This window comes from Citrobacter sp. Cy070, assembly GCF_030332245.1.
Classification (GTDB): domain Bacteria; phylum Pseudomonadota; class Gammaproteobacteria; order Enterobacterales; family Enterobacteriaceae; genus Citrobacter; species Citrobacter youngae.
Genome location: NZ_JAOWIG010000023.1, coordinates 61,908 through 82,359 on the forward strand (window position 1 = coordinate 61,908; position 20,452 = coordinate 82,359).

18 protein-coding genes are annotated in these 20,452 nt (G+C 54.2%); 5 read left to right on the top strand and 13 right to left on the bottom strand.

Going from position 1 to position 20,452, the window contains the following annotated elements; genetic code table 11:
* Positions 1 to 29: 29 nt before the first annotated feature.
* Entirely contained in the window at positions 30 to 749 is a 720-nt protein-coding gene (gene fadR / locus OGY19_RS02135) for a fatty acid metabolism transcriptional regulator FadR (protein ID WP_005122254.1), read from the top strand.
* 102 nt (positions 750 to 851) lie between these two features.
* On the opposite strand, the gene OGY19_RS02140 is transcribed toward fadR, so the two are convergent.
* Complete coding sequence (locus tag OGY19_RS02140; RefSeq protein ID WP_048211425.1) at positions 852 to 2,384, bottom strand: SpoVR family protein; 1,533 nt, start codon at positions 2,382 to 2,384, stop codon at positions 852 to 854.
* A 322-nt stretch (positions 2,385 to 2,706) separates the two neighbouring features.
* Here OGY19_RS02140 and OGY19_RS02145 point away from each other — a divergent pair, with 322 nt between their 5' ends.
* Positions 2,707 to 4,005, top strand: a complete 1,299-nt coding sequence (locus OGY19_RS02145) for a D-amino acid dehydrogenase (protein WP_061068049.1) — start codon at positions 2,707 to 2,709, stop codon at positions 4,003 to 4,005.
* 12 nt (positions 4,006 to 4,017) lie between these two features.
* Positions 4,018 to 5,088: a catabolic alanine racemase DadX gene (gene dadX, locus OGY19_RS02150; RefSeq protein WP_048211427.1), complete on the top strand. Its 1,071-nt coding sequence runs from the start codon at positions 4,018 to 4,020 to the stop codon at positions 5,086 to 5,088.
* A gap of 51 nt (positions 5,089 to 5,139) precedes the next feature.
* Here dadX and OGY19_RS02155 read toward each other — a convergent pair whose 3' ends face one another.
* Positions 5,140 to 6,873: a potassium/proton antiporter gene (locus OGY19_RS02155; protein ID WP_040232328.1), complete on the bottom strand. Its 1,734-nt coding sequence runs from the start codon at positions 6,871 to 6,873 to the stop codon at positions 5,140 to 5,142.
* A 97-nt stretch (positions 6,874 to 6,970) separates the two neighbouring features.
* The gene (gene ldcA, locus OGY19_RS02160; RefSeq protein WP_286596208.1) at positions 6,971 to 7,885 is read right to left on the bottom strand and encodes a muramoyltetrapeptide carboxypeptidase; all 915 of its coding nucleotides are present in this window, start codon (positions 7,883 to 7,885) and stop codon (positions 6,971 to 6,973) included.
* Positions 7,886 to 7,983: 98 nt separating this feature from the next.
* Between ldcA and emtA the strand changes: the two genes are divergently transcribed.
* On the top strand, positions 7,984 to 8,595 hold the full coding sequence (gene emtA / locus OGY19_RS02165; protein ID WP_048211429.1) for a membrane-bound lytic murein transglycosylase EmtA: 612 nt from the start codon (positions 7,984 to 7,986) through the stop codon (positions 8,593 to 8,595).
* 11 nt (positions 8,596 to 8,606) lie between these two features.
* Here emtA and ycgR read toward each other — a convergent pair whose 3' ends face one another.
* Positions 8,607 to 9,341, bottom strand: a complete 735-nt coding sequence (gene ycgR / locus OGY19_RS02170; RefSeq protein ID WP_048211430.1) for a flagellar brake protein YcgR — start codon at positions 9,339 to 9,341, stop codon at positions 8,607 to 8,609.
* 201 nt (positions 9,342 to 9,542) lie between these two features.
* Between ycgR and OGY19_RS02175 the strand changes: the two genes are divergently transcribed.
* Positions 9,543 to 9,797 (top strand): GlsB/YeaQ/YmgE family stress response membrane protein, encoded by a 255-nt coding sequence (locus OGY19_RS02175; RefSeq protein WP_048212573.1) that lies wholly within the window; start codon positions 9,543 to 9,545, stop codon positions 9,795 to 9,797.
* A gap of 41 nt (positions 9,798 to 9,838) precedes the next feature.
* Here OGY19_RS02175 and OGY19_RS02180 read toward each other — a convergent pair whose 3' ends face one another.
* The 9 genes from OGY19_RS02180 to dhaL form a co-directional block, all read right to left on the bottom strand.
* Complete coding sequence (locus tag OGY19_RS02180; RefSeq protein WP_115601897.1) at positions 9,839 to 11,809, bottom strand: TonB-dependent receptor plug domain-containing protein; 1,971 nt, start codon at positions 11,807 to 11,809, stop codon at positions 9,839 to 9,841.
* Positions 11,810 to 11,832: 23 nt separating this feature from the next.
* Positions 11,833 to 12,690: a ModD protein gene (gene modD / locus OGY19_RS02185; protein WP_115601898.1), complete on the bottom strand. Its 858-nt coding sequence runs from the start codon at positions 12,688 to 12,690 to the stop codon at positions 11,833 to 11,835.
* Positions 12,687 to 13,499: a class I SAM-dependent methyltransferase gene (locus OGY19_RS02190; protein ID WP_115601899.1), complete on the bottom strand. Its 813-nt coding sequence runs from the start codon at positions 13,497 to 13,499 to the stop codon at positions 12,687 to 12,689. Before OGY19_RS02190 ends, modD begins: the two co-directional genes overlap by 4 nt.
* Before the next feature lie 9 nt (positions 13,500 to 13,508).
* A complete protein-coding gene (locus OGY19_RS02195) occupies positions 13,509 to 14,270 on the bottom strand; it encodes an ABC transporter ATP-binding protein (protein WP_101742640.1) in 762 nt (253 codons plus the stop codon).
* Positions 14,267 to 15,247 (bottom strand): FecCD family ABC transporter permease, encoded by a 981-nt coding sequence (locus OGY19_RS02200; protein ID WP_370529599.1) that lies wholly within the window; start codon positions 15,245 to 15,247, stop codon positions 14,267 to 14,269. The genes OGY19_RS02195 and OGY19_RS02200 overlap by 4 nt, the downstream gene beginning before the upstream one ends.
* A 5-nt stretch (positions 15,248 to 15,252) precedes the next feature.
* Positions 15,253 to 16,275, bottom strand: a complete 1,023-nt coding sequence (locus OGY19_RS02205) for an ABC transporter substrate-binding protein (protein WP_286596209.1) — start codon at positions 16,273 to 16,275, stop codon at positions 15,253 to 15,255.
* A 208-nt stretch (positions 16,276 to 16,483) separates the two neighbouring features.
* Entirely contained in the window at positions 16,484 to 18,196 is a 1,713-nt protein-coding gene (locus tag OGY19_RS02210; RefSeq protein ID WP_115601900.1) for an alpha,alpha-trehalase, read from the bottom strand.
* Between the two features lie 172 nt (positions 18,197 to 18,368).
* Positions 18,369 to 19,799: a dihydroxyacetone kinase phosphoryl donor subunit DhaM gene (dhaM, locus tag OGY19_RS02215; RefSeq protein ID WP_115601901.1), complete on the bottom strand. Its 1,431-nt coding sequence runs from the start codon at positions 19,797 to 19,799 to the stop codon at positions 18,369 to 18,371.
* Positions 19,800 to 19,809: 10 nt separating this feature from the next.
* Positions 19,810 to 20,442: a dihydroxyacetone kinase subunit DhaL gene (dhaL, locus tag OGY19_RS02220; protein WP_005122292.1), complete on the bottom strand. Its 633-nt coding sequence runs from the start codon at positions 20,440 to 20,442 to the stop codon at positions 19,810 to 19,812.
* Positions 20,443 to 20,452 lie beyond the last annotated feature (10 nt).

Here is a 20,452-nt window from a genome sequence, read left to right on the forward strand (position 1 = left end):
ATGTTTTGCTGTGTAATGGAATTATCACTATGGTCATTAAGGCGCAAAGCCCTGCTGGGTTCGCGGAAGAGTACATCATTGAGAGTATCTGGAATAACCGCTTCCCACCTGGCACTATTTTGCCCGCTGAACGTGAACTCTCCGAACTCATTGGAGTAACACGTACCACGTTACGCGAAGTTTTGCAGCGTCTGGCGCGGGACGGCTGGTTGACCATTCAACACGGCAAACCGACGAAAGTGAATAACTTTTGGGAAACCTCCGGACTGAATATCCTGGAAACGCTGGCGCGTCTCGATCACGAAAGTGTTCCGCAGTTGATTGATAATCTGCTGTCTGTGCGTACTAACATCTCGACGATCTTTATTCGCACCGCATTCCGCCAACATCCTGATAAAGCCCAGGACGTTTTGGCCACGGCGAATCAGGTTGCTGACCATGCTGACGCGTTTGCCGATCTGGACTACAACATTTTCCGTGGTCTGGCATTTGCATCGGGCAATCCGATTTACGGTTTGATCCTCAACGGTATGAAAGGACTTTATACGCGTATTGGCCGTCATTACTTTGCCAACCCGGAAGCGCGCGGCCTGGCGTTGAACTTCTACCGTAAGCTGTCAGAGCTGTGTGAGCAGGGCGCTCATGATTTGGTCTATGAAACGGTGCGCCGCTATGGTCACGACAGTGGTGAGATTTGGCACCGTATGCAGAAGAATTTACCGGGCGATTTAGCTATTCAGGGACGCTAATCGCGCAATGCCGGATGGTGACGCCAAAGCGTCTTATCCGGCCTACAATGCGTCTACGTCGTAGGCCGGATATGGTGTTTACACCGCCTCCGGCAATAAGCGTTACAGGCCGTTCATCCTTGGCGGGCAACGCTCCAGCAGCTCAACGCTGCCATCTTCATTCTGCTGCTCCAGCATCACATCAAAACCCCATAGCCGGTGCACATGCTTAAGCACCTCTTTGCGTCCTTTATCCAACGGCGCGCGGTTATGTGGGATATAACGCAAGGTCAGTGAACGGTCGCCGCGCAGATCGACATTCCAGATTTGAATATTCGGCTCCAGATTGCTCAGGTTATATTGCGATGACAGCCTGTTACGGATCTCGCGATACCCCTCTTCATTGTGAATCGCTGAAATTTCCAGGTAATTATGGCGGTCATCATCCAGCACCGTGAACAGGCGGAAATCGCGCATCACTTTTGGTGACAGGAACTGGCTGATAAAGCTCTCATCTTTAAAATCACGCATCGCGAAATGCAGCGTTTCCAGCCAGTCGGAACCCGCAATATTTGGGAACCAGTATTTGTCCTCCTCGGTGGGCGACTGACAAATACGTTTGATATCCTGGAACATAGCAAAGCCCAGCGCATACGGGTTTATCCCGCTATACCATGGACTGTTATACGGTGGCTGGAATACCACGTTGGTATGGCTATGCAGAAACTCCAGCATAAAGCGCTCGGTGACTTTGCCTTCATCATAAAGGTGATTGAGGATGGTGTAGTGCCAGAAGGTTGCCCATCCCTCGTTCATCACCTGAGTTTGTTTCTGCGGATAAAAATACTGGCTCACCTTACGCACAATGCGCAGGACCTCTCGCTGCCAGGATTCAAGCAGTGGGGCATTTTTCTCCATAAAATACAGCAGGTTTTCCTGCGGCTCAGAAGGATAACGACGCGCGGTAGAGATCGTCTTCTCTTCCTCTTTCTTCGGCAACGTACGCCACAGCATATTCACCTGACTTTGCAGATACTCTTCACGGCTTTTCTGCCGGGCCTTCTCTTCCTGTAGTGAGATCTTTTGCGGGCGTTTATAGCGGTCCACGCCGTAGTTCATCAACGCATGGCAGGAGTCGAGAAGCTTTTCGACTTCATCCACGCCGTAACGCTCTTCACACTGGGTAATGTAGTTTCGCGCGAAGATCAGGTAATCGACGATGGAACTGGCGTCCGTCCAACTGCGGAACAGGTAGTTATTCTTGAAGAAAGAGTTATGTCCATAGCAGGCATGCGCCATGACCAGTGCCTGCATGGTGATGGTGTTCTCTTCCATCAGGTACGCGATACACGGGTTGGAGTTAATAACAATCTCATAGGCCAGCCCTTGCTGACCATGCTTGTACAAGCGTTCGGTTTCAATAAACTTTTTACCAAACGACCAGTGCGGATAGTTGATCGGCATCCCAACGCTGGAATAGGCGTCCATCATTTGCTCGGAGGTGATCACCTCGATTTGGTGCGGGTAGGTATCCAGCCTGTAGAGTTTCGCCACGCGGTCTATCTCTGCCAGATAGACATCCAGCAGATCAAACGTCCAGTCGGGTCCATCGCTTAACCGTGTGCTGTCCTTGTTCATGGAATCAATCGTAGCCATTCGCGCACCCTCATTGTTGGCGGCACTCTCTGTCTGGAGTACCTCATTTCAAGCATAGATCATGGTGTTAAAAAACGTGCTGCAGGAGAAATTTTTTCTTTGCGATTTCACGTCAGCGAAGCGTCGAAAAACGGCCAGGTAACAAAATTTTATGCTGGATAAAAATAACGCACAGCAGGAGATGCCAAAGCAGAGACTTCCCTGCAATCACTGCTATGTGTGAGATACATCACCATAAAAAAGCCATATGTTGAATAATATTTTCAACTGAGTTATCAAGATGTAATTAGAAGATTGTTCTTTTACTGTTAACGGAGTGGCTATGCGAGTTGTCATACTGGGAAGTGGCGTCGTTGGCGTGACCAGCGCCTGGTATTTAAGTCAGGCTGGACACGATGTCACCGTCATCGATCGTGAGCCGGGGCCGGCACTGGAAACCAGTGCGGCGAACGCCGGGCAAATCTCCCCTGGTTATGCCGCGCCGTGGGCGGCCCCAGGCGTACCGCTAAAAGCGATTAAATGGATGTTTCAGCGCCACGCGCCGTTGGCAGTACGCCTCGACGGGACGCAGTTCCAGTTGAAATGGATGTGGCAAATGCTGCGCAACTGCGATACCAGCCACTACATGGAAAACAAGGGGCGGATGGTGCGCCTGGCGGAATACAGCCGTGATTGCCTGAAAGCGTTACGTGCCTCTACCGGTATCGAGTATGAAGGACGTCAGGGCGGAACCCTGCAACTGTTCCGTACCGCTCAACAATATGAGAACGCCACCCGCGACATCGCCGTGCTCGAAGATGCGGGCGTACCCTATCAACTGCTGGAAGCAAGTCGCCTGGCGGAAGTCGAACCTGCGCTGGCAGAGGTCGCGCACAAACTGACAGGCGGGTTACGGTTACCGAATGACGAAACCGGTGACTGTCAGCTGTTTACCCAGCGTCTGGCGCAAATGGCCGAGCAGGCGGGGGTAAAATTCCGTTTTAACACTCCGGTCGATAAGCTGCTGAGCGATGGCGAGCAGATTTATGGCGTTCAGTGCGGAGAAGAGATAGTCAAAGCCGATGCCTATGTGATGGCCTTTGGCTCGTACTCCACGGCGATGCTCAAAGGGATCGTTGATATTCCGGTGTATCCGCTCAAAGGCTACTCATTAACCATTCCGGTGGCGCAAGATGACGGCGCTCCGGTTTCAACTATTCTTGATGAAACCTACAAAATCGCCATTACCCGTTTTGATGAGCGTATTCGTGTTGGCGGTATGGCAGAGATTGTTGGTTTTAATACTGAGCTACTACAACCACGTCGTGAAACGCTGGAGATGGTGGTGCGCGATCTCTTTCCACGCGGTGGGCATGTGGAACAGGCGACCTTCTGGACCGGGCTACGCCCGATGACGCCAGACGGAACGCCAGTGGTGGGGCGTACCCGCTTTAAGAATCTGCTGCTCAATACGGGTCATGGCACATTGGGCTGGACGATGGCGTGTGGATCCGGTCAGTTGCTGAGCGATATCCTCTCTGGTCGCACGCCTGCCATACCTTATGACGATCTGAGCGTGGCGCGTTACAGTCCGGGATTTACCCCGTCTCGCCCGCGGCATTTACATGGCGTACATAACTAATAAGGACGCGAGATGACCCGCCCGATACTGGCCAGCATTGACCTGCAGGCGTTGAAACAAAACCTGACCATTACGCGTCAGGCTGCGCCGGACTCCCGCGTCTGGTCGGTCGTAAAAGCTAATGCCTACGGACACGGTATAGAACGTGTCTGGAATGCACTGGGAACGACCGATGGTTTCGCGATGCTCAATCTCGAGGAGGCGATCACCCTGCGCGAGCGGGGATGGAAAGGACCGATTTTAATGCTGGAGGGTTTTTTCCATGCCGAAGACCTGACGGTGTATGACACATATCGTCTGACCACTTGTGTCCACAGTAACTGGCAGCTCAAAGCGTTGCAAAATGCCCGCCTGAACGCGCCGCTGGATATTTACCTCAAGGTGAATAGCGGCATGAACCGGCTGGGTTTCTTACCAGAGCGCGTTGCGACCGTCTGGCAACAGTTACGGGCAATGCCTAACGTGGGTGAGATGACGCTGATGTCACATTTTGCGGATGCTGAACATCCGGATGGCATCAAGGACGCGATGGCGCGTATTGCGCAGGCAACGGAAGGGCTGGAGTGTCGACGTTCGCTGTCGAATTCGGCTGCGACGCTGTGGCACCCACAAGCGCATTATGACTGGGTTCGTCCGGGCATTATTCTGTATGGCGCATCGCCGTCGGGACAATGGCGGGACATCGCCAATACCGGCCTGAAACCGGTGATGACCCTGAGCAGTGAGATTATCGGCGTGCAAACGCTGAAAGCGGGTGACCGGGTGGGTTACGGTGGTCGTTACACTGCCAGTGGTGACCAGCGCATTGGGATTGTGGCGACAGGCTATGCCGATGGTTATCCGCGCCATGCGCCAAGCGGCACGCCTGTGCTGGTGGATGGCGTACGTACCGGGACGGTCGGCACGGTATCCATGGATATGCTGGCGGTAGACCTGACGCCGTGCCCGCAGGCGGGGATCGGGACGCCAGTGGAGCTGTGGGGTAAAGAGATTAAAATCGACGATGTGGCGACAGCGGCGGGCACGGTGGGTTATGAATTAATGTGTTCTTTGGCGCTGCGTGTGCCGGTAGTGACGGTGTAACTTTTGTAGGCCGGGTAAGGCGCAGCCTCCACCCGGCAAAAAACATCCGCGTTACTCATCCTCATCTTCAGCAACGCGAACACCCACTTTCAGCACGGCATTATCTTCTTTCTCGGCTACCGTCCAGATCATGCCAGCAAATTCCACCTGGTCACCGACGACCGGCGCAGCCCCCAACAGTTGCTGGACAATTTCACCCAGCGTTTGCTGCTTATCGCGATACCCGGTGCCATCTTCCAGGCCATAAATCAGTGCCACATCGGCATATTTCGCGCTGGCTTCAAGAATAAAATCACCAAAGAAACGCTGGTCTAACGACACTGGCGGCGACTGGCTGAACAGCTTACCTAAGGCGGGCAGGTCGCGTTCGCGGCCAATGACGCACAGTACATCGCCTTCACGCAGGCGGGTACTGCCTGAGGGGTGAAACAGCACGTTGTCACGAAACAGGGCGGCAATTCGCGTCTCTTCCGGCATATGCAGGTCACGCAGCGCGGCCCCGACACACCACTTATCCGCACTGAGCTGATAAACAAACTGCTCCCAGGGATTATCCGGATGAATATCGAGACCTATACGAGAAACCGGCCAGCCAACGGGCGGGACCACTACTTTGGCTTTTTTGGCGGCCCACGACAGCGACGTTCCCTGGAACAGCAGCGAGATCAGTACCACAAAGAACGCGACGTTAAAGAACAGGCGCGCGTTTTCCAGGCCCGCCATCATTGGGAAGACGGCGAGGATGATCGGCACCGCGCCGCGCAAACCCACCCAACTGATGAAAATGCGCTCACGCAGATTGAAACCACGAAATGGCAGCAATCCGGCGAACACTGACAACGGACGCGCGAAGAAAATCATCCAGGCGGACAAAATCAGCGCCGGAATCGCGATAGGCAGCAGGTCGGACGGCGTAACCAGCAGTCCAAGCACCAGGAACATGGCGATTTGCGCCAGCCAGGCCAGACCGTCGAAGTTTTGCAGAATACCAAACCGGTTGCGGATCGGGCGATTACCCAGCAGGAAACCACACAGATAAACCGCCAGAATACCACTGCCTTCCAGCGCGGTAGTCAGGGCAAAAATCAGGATCCCACCGCTCAGGGCCAGCAGTGGATAAAGCCCGGCAGGCAGTGAAATACGGTTAATCATCTGCTGGAGCAGATATCCACCGCCGAGACCGATAGCGATACCTAAGCCAAACTGCTGGATAATATGTACCGCAAACATCCAGCTTAAACCGGTCTCGTGGTTCTGGATCATTTCGATAAGCGTAATGGTCAGAAATACGGCCATTGGGTCATTGCTACCTGACTCAATTTCCAGCGTCGAGCCCACACGTTCGTTGAGTCCTTTACCGCCGAGCAGGGAGAAGACCGCTGCAGCATCAGTTGAGCCGACAATCGCACCAATCAGCAGCCCTTCAATGAGATCCAGATGAAACAGCCATGCCGCCATCATGCCGGTGAGGCCAGAGGTAATCAGCACACCCACGGTCGCCAGCGATAACGCCGGGCCCAGCGCTACACGAAATGAACTGGCCTGGGTGCGCATCCCACCGTCGAGCAGAATAACCGCCAGCGCCAGGTTACTCACCATGTAGGCAAAAGGGTAGTTATCAAAAGGAATACCGCCCACGCCGTCCACGCCCGCTAACATGCCAATAGCGAGGAAAATCACCAGAATCGGGATACCAAGACGTGATGAGAATGAACTAAGCAAGATACTGCAGGTGACGAGAACGGAACCCAAAATAAAAAGGCTAATGATTGCTGCGGCATCCAACGTTCGGTTACTCCTGAATTACGCTGTTTCGTATTAATAAACCCTAACATAATAACGACAGAAACAGCGTTTTACTTAGCCCTGAGGCAGGCTTTTTTTACGATTTAAGCACCGGATGACCGGAGATTGTGAGTTGACTGCCGTTTTTATCATTTTTCAGCACGGCTTTGGCCCCTAAAGGTAAGGTGACGGTGCGTTGTTCGTGGCCAAAATCGAGGCCGCTTAACAGTGGAACGGATAATCTGGCGCGCAGAAAATCACAAACTGAATCAAGACTGTAACCGGCATCATAGTCATTAGGCGCACTGCCGCTAAAACTGCCGAGAATGATGGCGTTCTGGCGGGCGAGGATCCCAGCATGATAAAGTTGCAGCAGCATGCGCTCGATGCGAAACGGGTGCTCGTTGATGTCTTCCAGCACCAGAATACCGTTCTCAATGGCGGGCATCCACGGCGTTCCCATCAGCGAAATGAGCATTGCCAGATTGCCTCCCCACAGCGTGCCTTCGGTAGTGCAATCCGGGCCATGCCCTTGCCAGTCGATAGTAAATTCGGCATTGCGCAAAGCCTGCCAAAAATGGTGCTCGGTAAAGGCGTTCATTTCCTCGGCACCGAAGTTAGCCGCCAGCATCGGGCCGCTGAAGCTAATCACATTACTCTGAGTCAGCAGACCACACTGAATGGCCGTGAAATCGCTGTGTCCACACAGCAGCAACGGGTTTTGTTGCTGACGAACGGCCAGCGCCTGCCAGTCAATATCTGCCAGCAAACGGCTCGCACCGTAGCCGCCGCGCACCGCCATCACAATAGTATCAGGCATTTTTAGCTCAACGAGTGAGTTGACATCCGCCAGACGCTCGGCTTCGGTACCGGCAAAACGCTGACAGCGGCGGGTAATGACGGCAGTGTTATCGACCTGATGACCGGCCTCAGTAAGACGCGCAAGCCCACGTAATGCTGCCTGCTGGTTAATACAGTAGCCCGACGGGGCAATTAAGTGAAACCGGGACATGGCATTTCCTTGCTACAACTAAAACCAAATGTATATCATGCCGCGTAGGTATGTCGTTGTCACCTCAGCGACAGGTTCCGGCTATAAGGATAGATGACGTGAAATTGAGATGGTTTGCTTTTTTGGTTGTATTACTCGCGGGCTGTAGTTCAAAACAGGATTACAAAAATCCGCCATGGAATGCAGAAGTTCCGGTTAAACGCGCAATGCAATGGATGCCGATCAGTGAAAAAGCCGGTGCTGCCTGGGGCGTTAGCCCACAATTGATTACGGCGATTATCGCTATTGAATCAGGGGGTAACCCCAATGCAGTCAGTAAATCTAATGCCATCGGTCTGATGCAGCTTAAAGCCTCTACCTCTGGGCGGGATGTTTATCGTCGTATGGGATGGAGCGGTGAGCCGTCGACCAGTGAGCTGAAAAATCCAGAGCGCAATATCTCCATGGGGGCGGCATATCTGAGCATTCTTGAAACCGGTCCGCTGGCGGGAATTGAAGACCCGCAGGTGATGCAATATGCGCTGGTGGTGTCATACGCGAACGGTGCCGGGGCGCTGCTGCGGACGTTCTCCTCTGACAGGAAAAAAGCCATCAGCAAAATCAACGATCTGAGTGCGGATGAGTTTTTCGAGCATGTTGTCGATAACCATCCAGCGCCGCAGGCTCCACGTTATATCTGGAAGCTTCAGCGAGCGCTGGATGCGATGTAACGCGCGTAATATTACTCGCGCACTTTATTCGATTTTTCCCGAGCCTCACGCTCAAGTGAAAAAATAATCCGCTGTAAATTCCGCTCCACCGCCGGGCCGACGTTGAGAAAACGAAAGCTCAGGCGGGGAGTGGTGATGGTCTCATTTTTTCCGTCGATCACTTTTCGCTCGGTAATCGAGATGAGCTGGGCATCAACGTGATACACCCCCCATTGTTCCATATTCAGTTCAACCTGCGAGAAGCGCATGCCTTCGACCAGCCCCTCCGGTGCTGTCCCTTCTAATAGCGCGCCCATGCCGCCAAGAGACAAATCGAATAAGCGAAAATGCAGGAGACTGTTGTCCGGCATCTTCGCCTTGCAGTGATAGGGCGGGTGTAACGGCGCGCCGATGCGGAAGTATTCCCGACGCTGGACGAACCACAGCGAAGGTGGCAACGATGAGACAAAGGCTGGCAATCGCTGATACTCGCCTTTTGTCAGTTGCGGGAGGGTAAACTCCACCTTGGCACCCTGCGTTTCAGCGATAATTGAGATCTGGCTGGCGCGTTGCACGGCCTGGTTTTCATATTCCTGACTGCCAAAATCCATGATCAATTCGTCCGGGCCGACAGCAAGAATTTTGCTGATGAACTGACCTCCTGACCAGGAGATACGCAGTGGAACCTGCTGTGAATTTAAGTCCCGGAGTACCCCTAATACGGCGAGCGGGTTTTGCTTCAGGAACTGCTCATTGTAGTTACTCACACCTAATGACTCCTGGATACCTGGCTTATCGTTGGGTTATCGGCATTGCGAGACGGAACTTAATACAAATGGATGAAATTTTTTACCCAAGCCAATGAATTAAGTCTGAGTGCAAACAGCAGGTAGCGATGGCTTGCCTATACTTAACGTGCTGGCGCAAGAATGTCTTGCGTATGCGTTCACTGGAAAGAGGGCCTGAAAATGGGAATTATTGCCTGGATTATTTTTGGTCTGATTGCGGGGGTTATCGCCAAGCTGATTATGCCGGGGCGTGATGGCGGCGGATTTATTCTGACCTGCATTCTCGGTATTGTCGGTGCTGTGGTCGGTGGGTGGCTGGCAACGATGTTCGGTATCGGCGGCGATGTCAGTGGGTTTAATCTCCACAGCTTCCTGGTGGCCGTGGTCGGCGCGATTGTGGTACTGGGTGTTTTCCGACTGGTACGACGAGATTAATCGAACGGCCCCTGCGGGGGCCGTTTCTCTGCGTAGTTTAGTCAGAACTGGTATTCAATCCCCGCCCAGTAATTACGCCCTTCTTCGATAAACCCTTCGCTGTAGACGTACTGTGTATCAAACAGGTTGTTGACCGAAGCGTTAACGCTAAAGCCATGTCCGATGGTGTAATCTGCCCGGAGGTGGGTAATGGCGAATCCGGCCGCTTTTTGTGAGCCATCAGAATTGCTATAGCTTGAAGAGCGGGCTTCTTCGGATAGCGTAATGCTGAGTGGGTCCCACGGTTTCAGCGTCATCCAGGCGGTGAGAGTTTGCGTCGGCAGATCGGTAATTTTACCGATGTCGCTGCGTTTAACGTCAGCATGGATAAGACCGTAGCTTAGCCCCACATCCAGCATGTCAAAGACCTTACCTTTGACGCCGGCATCCAGGCCGGTGTAATCCACCCGACCACTGTTTTGGTTCTGAATCGTGTCGGCATCAATATTGTGCGACAGAATCGCATCGGTAATGCGGTTGTAATACACGCTGGCTTCGAATCCCCAGTTTTGGGTGAACGAACCGTTCCACGTGAGATCGACGCTACGGGCGCGTTCCGGTTTTAGCTGCGGGTTGACCAGCGCTATCTGGTTATAAGCCGGTTTTGACGTGGTGTAGCGCTCTTTCAGTGTGGGGAAGCGCGTTCTGTCAGAGTAGGACAGCGCTAATGTGTCAGAATTTTCAAAGTGATATTTGGTCATTACCTGCCAGTTAAAGGCGGACTGATCGTTGTCATCATAATGGGTAACGCTGCCGTTTTTCTCGTGCTTCATCCCCTCTACGCTGTCACGCCAGTCGTAGCTGATACCCGCCACCACATCGACATTATCCGCAGCCGCCCACTGATATTCACTGGCAACAGACCAAGTGCGATCTTCGTAGCGGTCATAAGCGGCATTTGGAGCCCCTTTTTCGCGATGAACATCGTCTTTCCAGTTCACGGCGAAAGAGAGCAGGTCGTTCTCCCGCATATCAGCGGAAAGCTGCAAACCTGCGCCGTCGCTATAGTCAGAATAATGGCTGTAGCTGCCTTTCTTATTTTTCAGATCGGCAAGGGAATTGTACATCATCAGTGTATTTTCAAAGGTGTCGCGATACAGGCGGCTTTTCAATGTAAAGCGATCGCCCAAATGCGTGGTGCCCTGATAGTAATAACTTTCTTTATCATATTGTGGCCATTGCCAGTAACGTGATTTCTGGCTGCTGGTCCCGGCATATGGCGGGTTATCTTTTTCGCCGTCCTGATTAATGTAGGTCAGAACATACTCATCATCACCGCGTGGTGTGAACCCCAGTTTCACGATGCCGCGTTTATCATCGGCTGATGAGTTAATCATCTTGCCATTGCTGCCCGCTACCGGGTTATCAACACCATGAGGTAATCCGAGGAAATCCTGTTTTAGCTGGCTACCACTGAGCTGGATATATCCGAGATCGTTGCTGGCACCGAACGACGCGTGCATATCATGGGCATTGTCTTTGCTACGACTCCAGCCCTGACGATAGCCCAGAGAGCCCTCAATCGGTTTGGTGGGCTTCTTGGTCGTGATGTTGATAGCGCCACCCATCTGGTTCGGCCCCTGTAGCAAGGATGAGTAGCCTTTAGAGACCTCGACAGAAGCGATATCGGATGTCAGAAAACGAGCTAAATCAAGGTTGCCATCGTAGGGGATGTACACCGGAACACCGTCGAAAAAGACCGGGACCTGACGACTGTCAAAACCGCGGACCTTCACTTGTTGCTCGTTACGGTTACCGGATTTTTGCAGCACGACGCCGGGAACGACGCTTAGCGCCTGCGCCACGTTTTGTTTATCCAACTGCTGCATCGTTTCCTGGCCGAGAACCGTAGTGGTTGCGGCGGAGGCCGGACTAGACCAGACGGTCATGGTTTCGCTTTCCTGCCCAGCAAAAGCACCTTGCGCGAAAGCAAACGACAGGGCTGTGTAAAGACAACTTTTGTTAAAATTCATTATTTATAGTCCATTTATAAATGTTATACGCCGTGGGTGTCCGGGCTCAGGCTAACTTTGATATCCGCCGGTGGGGCGTAGTAAGGTGCGGAGGTGATAAAGAGTCTGATGCCACAGTCGAGATAACTCGCCAGTGAGGCGAGGGTAATGCCGCCAGTCAGCGCCAGCGTGCAATGGGGGGCCAGAGACGGTGCCAGGCGAGCGATGCCTGCTGCCTGCTCAGGGGTAAACTTATCGAGTTGCAGCACATCAGGGGCCGCATGTAGCGCGGCCAATGCCTCATCGGGGGTATCTGCTTCGACCACAATCTTTTTTTCTGGCGCATGGGCGCGTAGTTGCGCGATTGCCGCGGCCCAGTTGTTCGGATCGGCAAGAAAGCGGCGATGATTCGCAAAAAGCAGCACGGTTTCGGCGCTCCCGCCCCGGTGGATAATGCCTCCGGCAGCAAGGATCGCCTGGGTAGCCAGCATACGGGTGCCAGGGATAGTTTTGCGGGTGCAGGCAATCTGGCCATCAGGATAGCGCTGACGCAGGATGCTTAGCATATCGTCGAGATAGCGTGAGACACCGCAACTCCACTCCAGCACGTTCTGTACTGCTTTCCAGCCCTGGTGTAGTGCCGCCGCGTTACCCTGCGCGCGCAGAAGTAACTGTCCGGTACGCGCCCGTTCGCCATCGGGCACAAGGTCGGTAACGGTCAAACCCAGTGATGTCAGCATTTGTCTGGCAACAGTAGTTCCGCTTACGCACCCGCCCTGGCGGTGATAAAAACCCATACTTCCTGGCTGTGCGCCGATACCCAACGCGCGGGTTGTTAAATCGCCGCCCTGAATATCCTCCAGCAGCAGCGCATCGACTTGCGCCTGTGAGAAGTAGATCATTGCAGCGCCTCCCGCGGTACGCTGTCCCACCAGATAAGCGCCCAGTCGCGACTGGCGGGAGCGATGGTGCCGGGGTCCTGCTGATGGTACCAGTGCTCCAGACGCTCAATTTCGTCGGAGCTCAGTTCTCCCATGCTCCAGCGCACGTTCTCCAGAAAACGTGTCCAGGTGCTGTTGTCCTGCTGACAGTTTGGTCCACGGATAAAATCAACATGTGCGTGAATGCCCATCTGATACAAAACATTCAGTGCATAGATATAGTTGGGAAGCTCAATCACCTCGCGCCCCAGCGCGCGCTGAATCGTGGGCGATACAAATGAGGAACTGACGAGATGGGTGGTGTAAACCCGCAGCCGTGCCTGATTATTCAGTTTGGTCATAGCCTGACGCATATCGGCAACCAGCGTTGAACGTGAGGCGACTGCAATATCACACTGGGGCAAGTCGTCCCAGTGCGCTTCCCATGCGCGCTGCACCCACTGTACGTGGCGCGCGCCCATCTGCCCGGCACGGCGAGCGGCAACGCTCAGCATTCCCTGGCTGTAGTCTACGCCGTAAACGATCGGCATTTTTTTGGCCAGCGCCAGCGCAACCGTTCCGGGGCCGCAACCCATATCAAACAGTGATTCAGCACCTTTCAGGTCAATCTTGCTCAATAACTGGAGCAGGTAGTTGTCGGTTAATGAGGCGCAACTCTCTGCCATTTTTTCCGCGCGTCTGTCCCAGTGTTCTGGTTTTTTCTCGGTTCGCTTCGCCTGAAGTAACTGTTTGCGGTACAGGTCAGCAAAATCAATGTCGTCAATGAGCATCGTGATTCCTTAATCGTGTGAGCCAAAGAGGTGATGGGCTATTTGTGAGGGCGTGACCCGATACAGCGTGGCCAGACGTTCAGCAGCCAGTTGGTGTTCAGGCCCCCCCTGTGACACCAGACCATCTGGCTCGACGCGCACCACGCTGTCGGCAATGGCCCGTGCATGCAACGGATGGTGGGTCGACATCAGCAGCGCCATGCCCGAATTTTTCAGCGTGACCAGGGTGTCGAGCAGTCGGATCTGGTGACCAAAATCGAGGCTGGAAGCAGGTTCATCCAGCAGTAAAAGACGTGGACGCTGTGCCAGCGCACGGGCAATCAACACCAGTTGACGTTCGCCACCGCTCAGGGTGTTCCAGCGCCGGGGCGCGAGATGCGGGATTGCCAGCACGTCCAGTTGTTCAAGGGCGATGTCGCGTTCTTTGCCGCCGGGAACGGCAAATGCCGCCATTTGCGGGGCCAGTCCCATCATCACCATGTCCAGAGCCGTGAAGGCAAACGCACCGTCATGTGCCTGAGGAACCCAGGCGATGGCGGCGGCGCGTTCCCGGTCGCTGAGATGATTCACCGCGATACCATCAAGCGTAATCTGGCCAGCAAGCGGTTGAAGAACGCCAAGAATGGTACGCATCAGCGTGGTTTTCCCACTGCCATTGGCGCCAATCAGGCAACAAATTGACCCTGGCGCGACGCTAAACGAGACATCGCGTAATACTGGGTGCCGGGAATGGTAGCCGAGAGATGCATGTTGTACGCTCAGCAGCGTCATTGTCGGCCTCCCCGGAGCAGAAGTAACAGGAAGAAGGGGGCACCAATAAACGCGGTCAGGATCCCCAGCGGGATTTCCGTGCTGCTCAGAGTGCGGGCAAGGGTATCTGTCAGCAGCAGTAAAATAGCGCCGATCCCCATTGAAACAGGCAGTAGCCGTTGGTGGTTGTTCCCACAAAGCAGTCTGCCAATGTGTGGCACCACCAGCCCAATCCAGCCAATAATTCCGGCAATCGCCACAGTACAGGCGGTGATAAGCGTGGCGCAGATAATCAGCCAGAGCCGTAGCCGGGAAACGTTGATGCCCAGAGAACGGGCTTCATCATCCGAGAGGGTGAGTAAATTCATACGCCAGCGTAGCAGCAACAGCGGCACCAAACCGGCCACGATCAGCGGTGCGGACAACCACAGGTCATGGGCGGTGATGGTCGACAGACCACCGAGTAGCCAGAAGGTAATCGACGGTAGCTGGGTATACGGGTCAGCCAGCGTTTTGATGAGCGAAATCCCTGCGCCGCACACCGTACCCAGCGCAATGCCGACCAGTACAAGGGTGAGTACCGGATCGTGGCGTTTTACCCGTTGGGTGATGAGCCACACGCCCGCCACCACGAACAGGCCGCCGACAAACGCATACAGTTGAATAAACAGGATCGGTAAACCGAGCAGGATGGCGGTACAGGCCCCTAAACCCGCCCCGGCTGCCACGCCGAGAATATCCGGCGACACCAGTGGGTTACGGAACATACCCTGATAAGTGGTCCCTGCGCCCGCCAGTGCCGCGCCCAGCAGCAATGCAGCCAGAATGCGTGGCAATCGAATCTGCCAGAAGACGATTTTGTCCTGGGGCGGCACGCCCGGATGGTCAGCAATGAGGTTCATCACCTGCTGGGCATCCAGGCGATATGCACCTGAAACCGTTGCGACGATGACACACACGGCAATGGCTGCGATCATCAGAGCACTCAGCGTAGTCATTCTCATCAGGGTGTCACCAGCTTTTGAAACTGTGCATCGCTTAATGAGGTGTGCCAGAACAATTCTGCGTAGCGCTGCATATCGGTCTTAAAGTGGGTTTCAATTTTGGGGTCAAGCCAGGCGTGCAGGCGACGTAATCCCAGCAACCGGTTGATGCCCGGCGGGGCGTCCAGCCAGCCAAACGGCAGTCCGCTGAGAAACAGAATACGTTGCTCAGCAACGGCTTTAACCCCTTGCCAGACGGGATCTTCTCGCAGGTACTGTGCGGTGACTGCATCCTGAACCAGAATAATATCGGGCTGCCAGCTCAACAGATTTTCCATGGATACCTGGGTCAATCCATGTCGTCCCGGGATTTGCGCGACATTGTGTAATCCCAGTAACTCTGGTGCTTCGGTATGCAGTGAACCCTGTAAACCGGTTTCCAGTCCTCTGGCACCGCGTGCGGCATAAAAGCGCAGTTTTGCTGCGGGCGAGTGCGAAAATGCATCTGCGTCATCAATAAATCGACGGGCAAGTGCGGCCTGTGCCGAGGCCCGTGTTGCGGTACCCAGCGCAGCCCCTGCGGCTTGCAGTTGTGCCGGGGTTTGTCGGAGCTCGCCGTTAATCAGCAGCCACGGAACGTGCGTTTGCGCGTTGACCTGCCGGGCTTGAGAAAGCCAGGTTTCATCAGCATTGCCGCAGTCAACCACCAGATCGGGTTTCAGCGCTAACAAGGCCTCCAGTGACAGGGTGCTGGCGCGTCCTGCCAGTCTTCCCAATTTCGGTAACGCCAAAATGTCATGATGGAATGGCACTGCGGCCTGGTGAGAAAAATCAAATGATGAAAATCCCACCAGTTTTTCCAGTGCGACAGCCAGCAATAGCATATCAGCAGGTGCTCCGGCGCTGACGACGCGCTGGATTGCCTCGGGTGACGGCGGTGAACCGACAGCAACGGTAAGCGGTGTTTGGGCAAGGGCCGGAAAATGGCGTAACAGCAGCGCAGATGCCACGAGCTGGGCAAACATCCTTCTTGTCAGTGGCATTATGTTGCTCCTGAACAGTGATAAAATCGCTATATATTTACATATACAGCGAATAAAAACATGTTCAGAATCAATTTCACACGGATGAAAACAGGGGCTACCCCATAAGGGCTAGATGCAATGGATACACCTGAAATGGAGATACATGGCACCAAAAAATCCGCGACATGGCGCGGATTTAGAGGAGACTGAAGACACCAGAAGAAGATTAGGACGTCGGTTGAGTCTGCTTTTTGGCCTCGGAAGGCGTGTTACTGGCGGGGGCGGGGCGCGTTGCCGGTACGCTGTCGCAGGGTTTATCTTTAGCGCATATCAGATCGAGCATTTTTAACGTTACGCCGTTGGTCCAGCCGAAACCATCCTGTAGCGGGTATTCGCCACCGCCGCCGCCGGTTCCTGTGCTGCTCACGTCATACTTCTCAACCAATTTTTTCTCACGATCGTACGTGTGCTGCACATTGGTGAGGAATCGCCAGGTGACATCCATAGCGACATCATTTTGGCCATAGTTCTGTAATCCCGAGGCGGCGACCCACTGTAACGGCGCCCAGCCGTTGGGAGCATCCCACTGCTGGCCGCTTTTCACCGACGTGGTTGCAAGGCCGCCAGGTTGCAACAGATGCGCCTGAGTTGCTGCGGCCACCTTGCCGGCGCGATCTTTTGCCGCCGCATTCACAAATAAAGGGAACAGCGCGGCGGCAGTTAACTGATTACGGACTTTGTGGCTCTTCAGATCATAGTCGGCATACCAGCCTTCTTTGTCATTCCACAACCAGGTTTCAATCCCTTTTTGGCGGGCATTGGCAAAGCCCTCGTACTGCGCTGCTTTGGCATCGTCACCTGCGGCTTTGCTGGCGAGAGCGATCATTTTCTCCATCTTGTATAACAAGGCATTGAGATCGACAGGCACAATGCTGGTGGTGCGCAGGGTACTTAGCTGGTTGGGGTTATCCATCCAGCGTGAACTAAAGTCCCAGCCGGATGCTGCGGCTGAGCGCAGGTCGCGATAAATTTCAGTGGCAGGGCGGTTCGGATTGCTTTTCGCGGTGGCAATATCCTCAACCCAGGATTCAGGTCTTGGCGTATCCCGGTCATCCCAGTAGCGGTTTAAAAGGGTGCCATCAGCCAGTTTGACCACACGTTTATGCTGTTGACCGGGCTGAAGTGTTTCGCCTCCTTCCATCCAGTAGCTGTACTCTTTTTGCATCTGCGGGAGGTATTTTTTCAGCGCGTCGTTACCGTCATGCTGCGCCAGCAGTTCAACCATAAAGGCAAAGAACGGTGGCTGTGAACGGCTCAGGTAGTAGCTTCGGTTGCCGTTAGGAATGTGCCCCCAGGAATCAATCGCATAAGCGAAGTTGGCCACCATATCAGAAACCTTGTCCCAGCGATTGCTCTCGGCAAGCCCCAGCATAGTAAAATAGCTATCCCAGTAATAAATCTCACGAAAACGCCCGCCCGGCACTACATAGGGTTCTGGTAGCGGCAGCAGAGAGTCCCATTTTTCGACATCGGTGGTTGAGCGAGTGAGTACCGGCCACAGTCCGTCAATATGCTCGCGGAGTGATTGCCCGGCCGGGGGCACGTATTTCTCACCCTCTTTTGGCAACGTAAAATTCACTTCCACAAAATGGCGTAAATCAAAGCCGGACTGATTTTTCTGCATCCGATAATCGGCAAGGATCATCAGCGGATCGCTGTTGGGCACTGCGTCGGCAAAAGTTTTCTGATCGGGAAATAGCTTTGCTGTCTGTACATCATTGAACAATGGACCAAGCAGAATATCAGGAGGAGAAGGCGTAGCGACAGGTGAATCCTCAGCGTTCGCAGTAAAAGAGGCCAGAGCAAAAAAGGTGCTTGCGAGCGTCAGTTTTATCGCCACTGAGAGCAGGCCAGGATGGCGAATTGCGGGTGTTATCATCGGTTAATCTCCTTAGCGGCGTGCCGAAGTTGCGGCATCTACCATGAGAAAACCTTAGTTCAGGATCGACCGTTGCGCGTGATCGGCCCCCCATTTTGCGATTAAACAGACATTTCCTGACGGAGGGAGTGAAATAGCCCACCTTTTACAGATAAAGGGTGGGCTGTGGGTATCAGCCCGCGAGGATCACCCGATTTGCTACACCGTCCAGAGTCAGAGCGTCACCCATCTTGATAGCATCGAGGGTTGCGCCTTGTTGGCATACCCAGCACAAGCCCATCTCGCGGGCGATAATCGCCGAGTGGGAGGCTTCGCTACCGGCGCGCAGGCAGATCCCTTTGATCGTGAGTGGGTCGAGTTGCAGCACGGTAGACGGATAGATGACATCGGCGACCAGAATGGTCGGTCGAATAGACGCGGGGATACGGGCACTTTCGCCGGTCAAATGTTGCAGCGTACGGGACAGCAAATCCTCAATATCAATGTATCGCGCCTGTAAATAAGGATCGTCGAGTTGCAGATACTGCTGACTCAGATCGCGCAGTACGTTATGCCAGGCATATGCTGCGCTACACTGCTCTTCGCGCATCAAATCACAGGCCATATCGAAAAGCTCAGGATCGTCGAGCAGCGTGTGATGACCAGAGAAAATGGCGGCGATATCAGCGGAATACTTCTCCTCTGCCAGCGCGGTTAAATCACTCAGGTCGTCGAGTGTGCGTTGAATGGCCGCTTTTAGCCGCTGCTGCTCGTCCTGCACATCCGCGGTCGGGCGATGGGTGACTTGCGGTGAGAACGGCGTATAGCAAAATGCCGTACCCGTTGCCAGCGCTGGCACCGGTACTGCGATGCTTTCAGCGCGTGCTTCTTCGACGGACTCGCCAAAATTCTCAGCCGCCAGCTGTGTAAACGCAGCCAGCGCCGCGTCTGCCTGTTCACCTTTAGCAATCAGACGCAGCGTGTCATTACAGCGCACCTGCAGCAGTGCTATCTGATTCAGGCTGTCAGGGACGACGCATTTGCCGTTTTTTTCCAGCCATATGTCGGCATTAAAGCCAGACAATGTGGAGACCAGCCGCGATGCCGGGCGAACATGTATACCGTTGGGGTTTCTTACGGTCACGGCAACCGAACGAGCATCGGCATCGGGTGACAATTCAGCGGGTGCTGTCTTCGCAACAGACGACGAAGGTAAACCCAGTTGCTCACGCTTGGCGTCAAGGGCATTCATGGCATCATTGATGACCCGATCGATATCAGCGCCCGCCGCAGCACTGACGGTTGCCGCCAGCGTACCTTCAACCAGCGGGGCAGCGCACAGACGCACCTTGGCGGCGATTGCCGGATCGAGCAGATCCAACGCTGTTTCCGCACTCAGTAACGCGCTGCCAATATCCATCATCACCAGCACGTGATCCGTGTCTGCCACTGACTCAATGGCCTCCATCACTTTGATGGGGTCGGTGCCAATGGGGTTCTCAGGATCGTCAATGCCTGCGGCAATAGCGAGTTTACAACCATCACCCATTAACATCTGTCGGGCTAACGCACCGACGCCTTCGCCCAGTTGGGCGCTGTGAGACACAATAACCAGGTTTACCATCGTTTTATCCTTACTCTCTGGACGCCTGAGCCAACATTTGCATCATAAACATAACGGACGTTGCGCCGGGGTCCTGATGCCCAATGCTGCGCTCACCAAGGTAGCTGGCGCGGCCTTTGCGCGCCTGCATCGTGATGGTACTTTGCGCCGCGGCTTCTGCCTGGGCGCTTGCCGCCTCCAGAGCGGCCTGTACGCTCAGCTTTTGCTCACTGGACTGGCGTAAAGATTCGACGACAGGCACCCAAACGTCGCACATGGTTTTGTCACCCGGTTCGGCTTTACCACGACTAATGACACCTTCTGCGCCATCACGCATCATCTGATACAACTCGTCAACCGTCAGACTTTGATGGGCCTGAGTGACCTGCGCGGCGCGGATGAAAAAGGTGCCGAACAGCGGGCCACTGGCACCACCGACGCTTGAGAGCAGTACCATCCCGGTATTTTTCAAAATAAAACCGATGTCTTTATCCGCAATGGACGGGAGCTTTTCGACCACTTTACTGAAGCCGCGGTGCATATTCAGACCGTGGTCGGCATCGCCGATTTCCCGGTCAAGGCCGGTAAGAAAATCGCTTTCGGTGGTGAATATTTCGCCGCAGCGATAGAGCCAGTTAACAATTTGTGTTCTGGTGAGGGACATCATGAATCTC

Bases quoted from the DNA above. Each gene is read 5' to 3' on its own strand.
- OGY19_RS02145 (WP_061068049.1), top strand. From the start codon at position 2,707: ATGCGAGTTGTCATACTGGGAAGTGGCGTCGTTGGCGTGACCAGCGCC.
- OGY19_RS02210 (WP_115601900.1), bottom strand. From the start codon at position 18,196: ATGATAACACCCGCAATTCGCCATCCTGGCCTGCTCTCAGTGGCGATA.
- OGY19_RS02175 (WP_048212573.1), top strand. From the start codon at position 9,543: ATGGGAATTATTGCCTGGATTATTTTTGGTCTGATTGCGGGGGTTATC.
- dhaM (WP_115601901.1), bottom strand. From the start codon at position 19,799: ATGGTAAACCTGGTTATTGTGTCTCACAGCGCCCAACTGGGCGAAGGC.
- dhaL (WP_005122292.1), bottom strand. From the start codon at position 20,442: ATGTCCCTCACCAGAACACAAATTGTTAACTGGCTCTATCGCTGCGGC.
- OGY19_RS02205 (WP_286596209.1), bottom strand. From the start codon at position 16,275: ATGCCACTGACAAGAAGGATGTTTGCCCAGCTCGTGGCATCTGCGCTG.
- modD (WP_115601898.1), bottom strand. From the start codon at position 12,690: ATGATCTACTTCTCACAGGCGCAAGTCGATGCGCTGCTGCTGGAGGAT.
- OGY19_RS02200 (WP_370529599.1), bottom strand. From the start codon at position 15,247: ATGACTACGCTGAGTGCTCTGATGATCGCAGCCATTGCCGTGTGTGTC.
- OGY19_RS02195 (WP_101742640.1), bottom strand. From the start codon at position 14,270: ATGACGCTGCTGAGCGTACAACATGCATCTCTCGGCTACCATTCCCGG.
- OGY19_RS02180 (WP_115601897.1), bottom strand. From the start codon at position 11,809: ATGAATTTTAACAAAAGTTGTCTTTACACAGCCCTGTCGTTTGCTTTC.
- ldcA (WP_286596208.1), bottom strand. From the start codon at position 7,885: ATGTCCCGGTTTCACTTAATTGCCCCGTCGGGCTACTGTATTAACCAG.
- fadR (WP_005122254.1), top strand. From the start codon at position 30: ATGGTCATTAAGGCGCAAAGCCCTGCTGGGTTCGCGGAAGAGTACATC.
- dadX (WP_048211427.1), top strand. From the start codon at position 4,018: ATGACCCGCCCGATACTGGCCAGCATTGACCTGCAGGCGTTGAAACAA.
- OGY19_RS02190 (WP_115601899.1), bottom strand. From the start codon at position 13,499: ATGCTCATTGACGACATTGATTTTGCTGACCTGTACCGCAAACAGTTA.
- OGY19_RS02140 (WP_048211425.1), bottom strand. From the start codon at position 2,384: ATGGCTACGATTGATTCCATGAACAAGGACAGCACACGGTTAAGCGAT.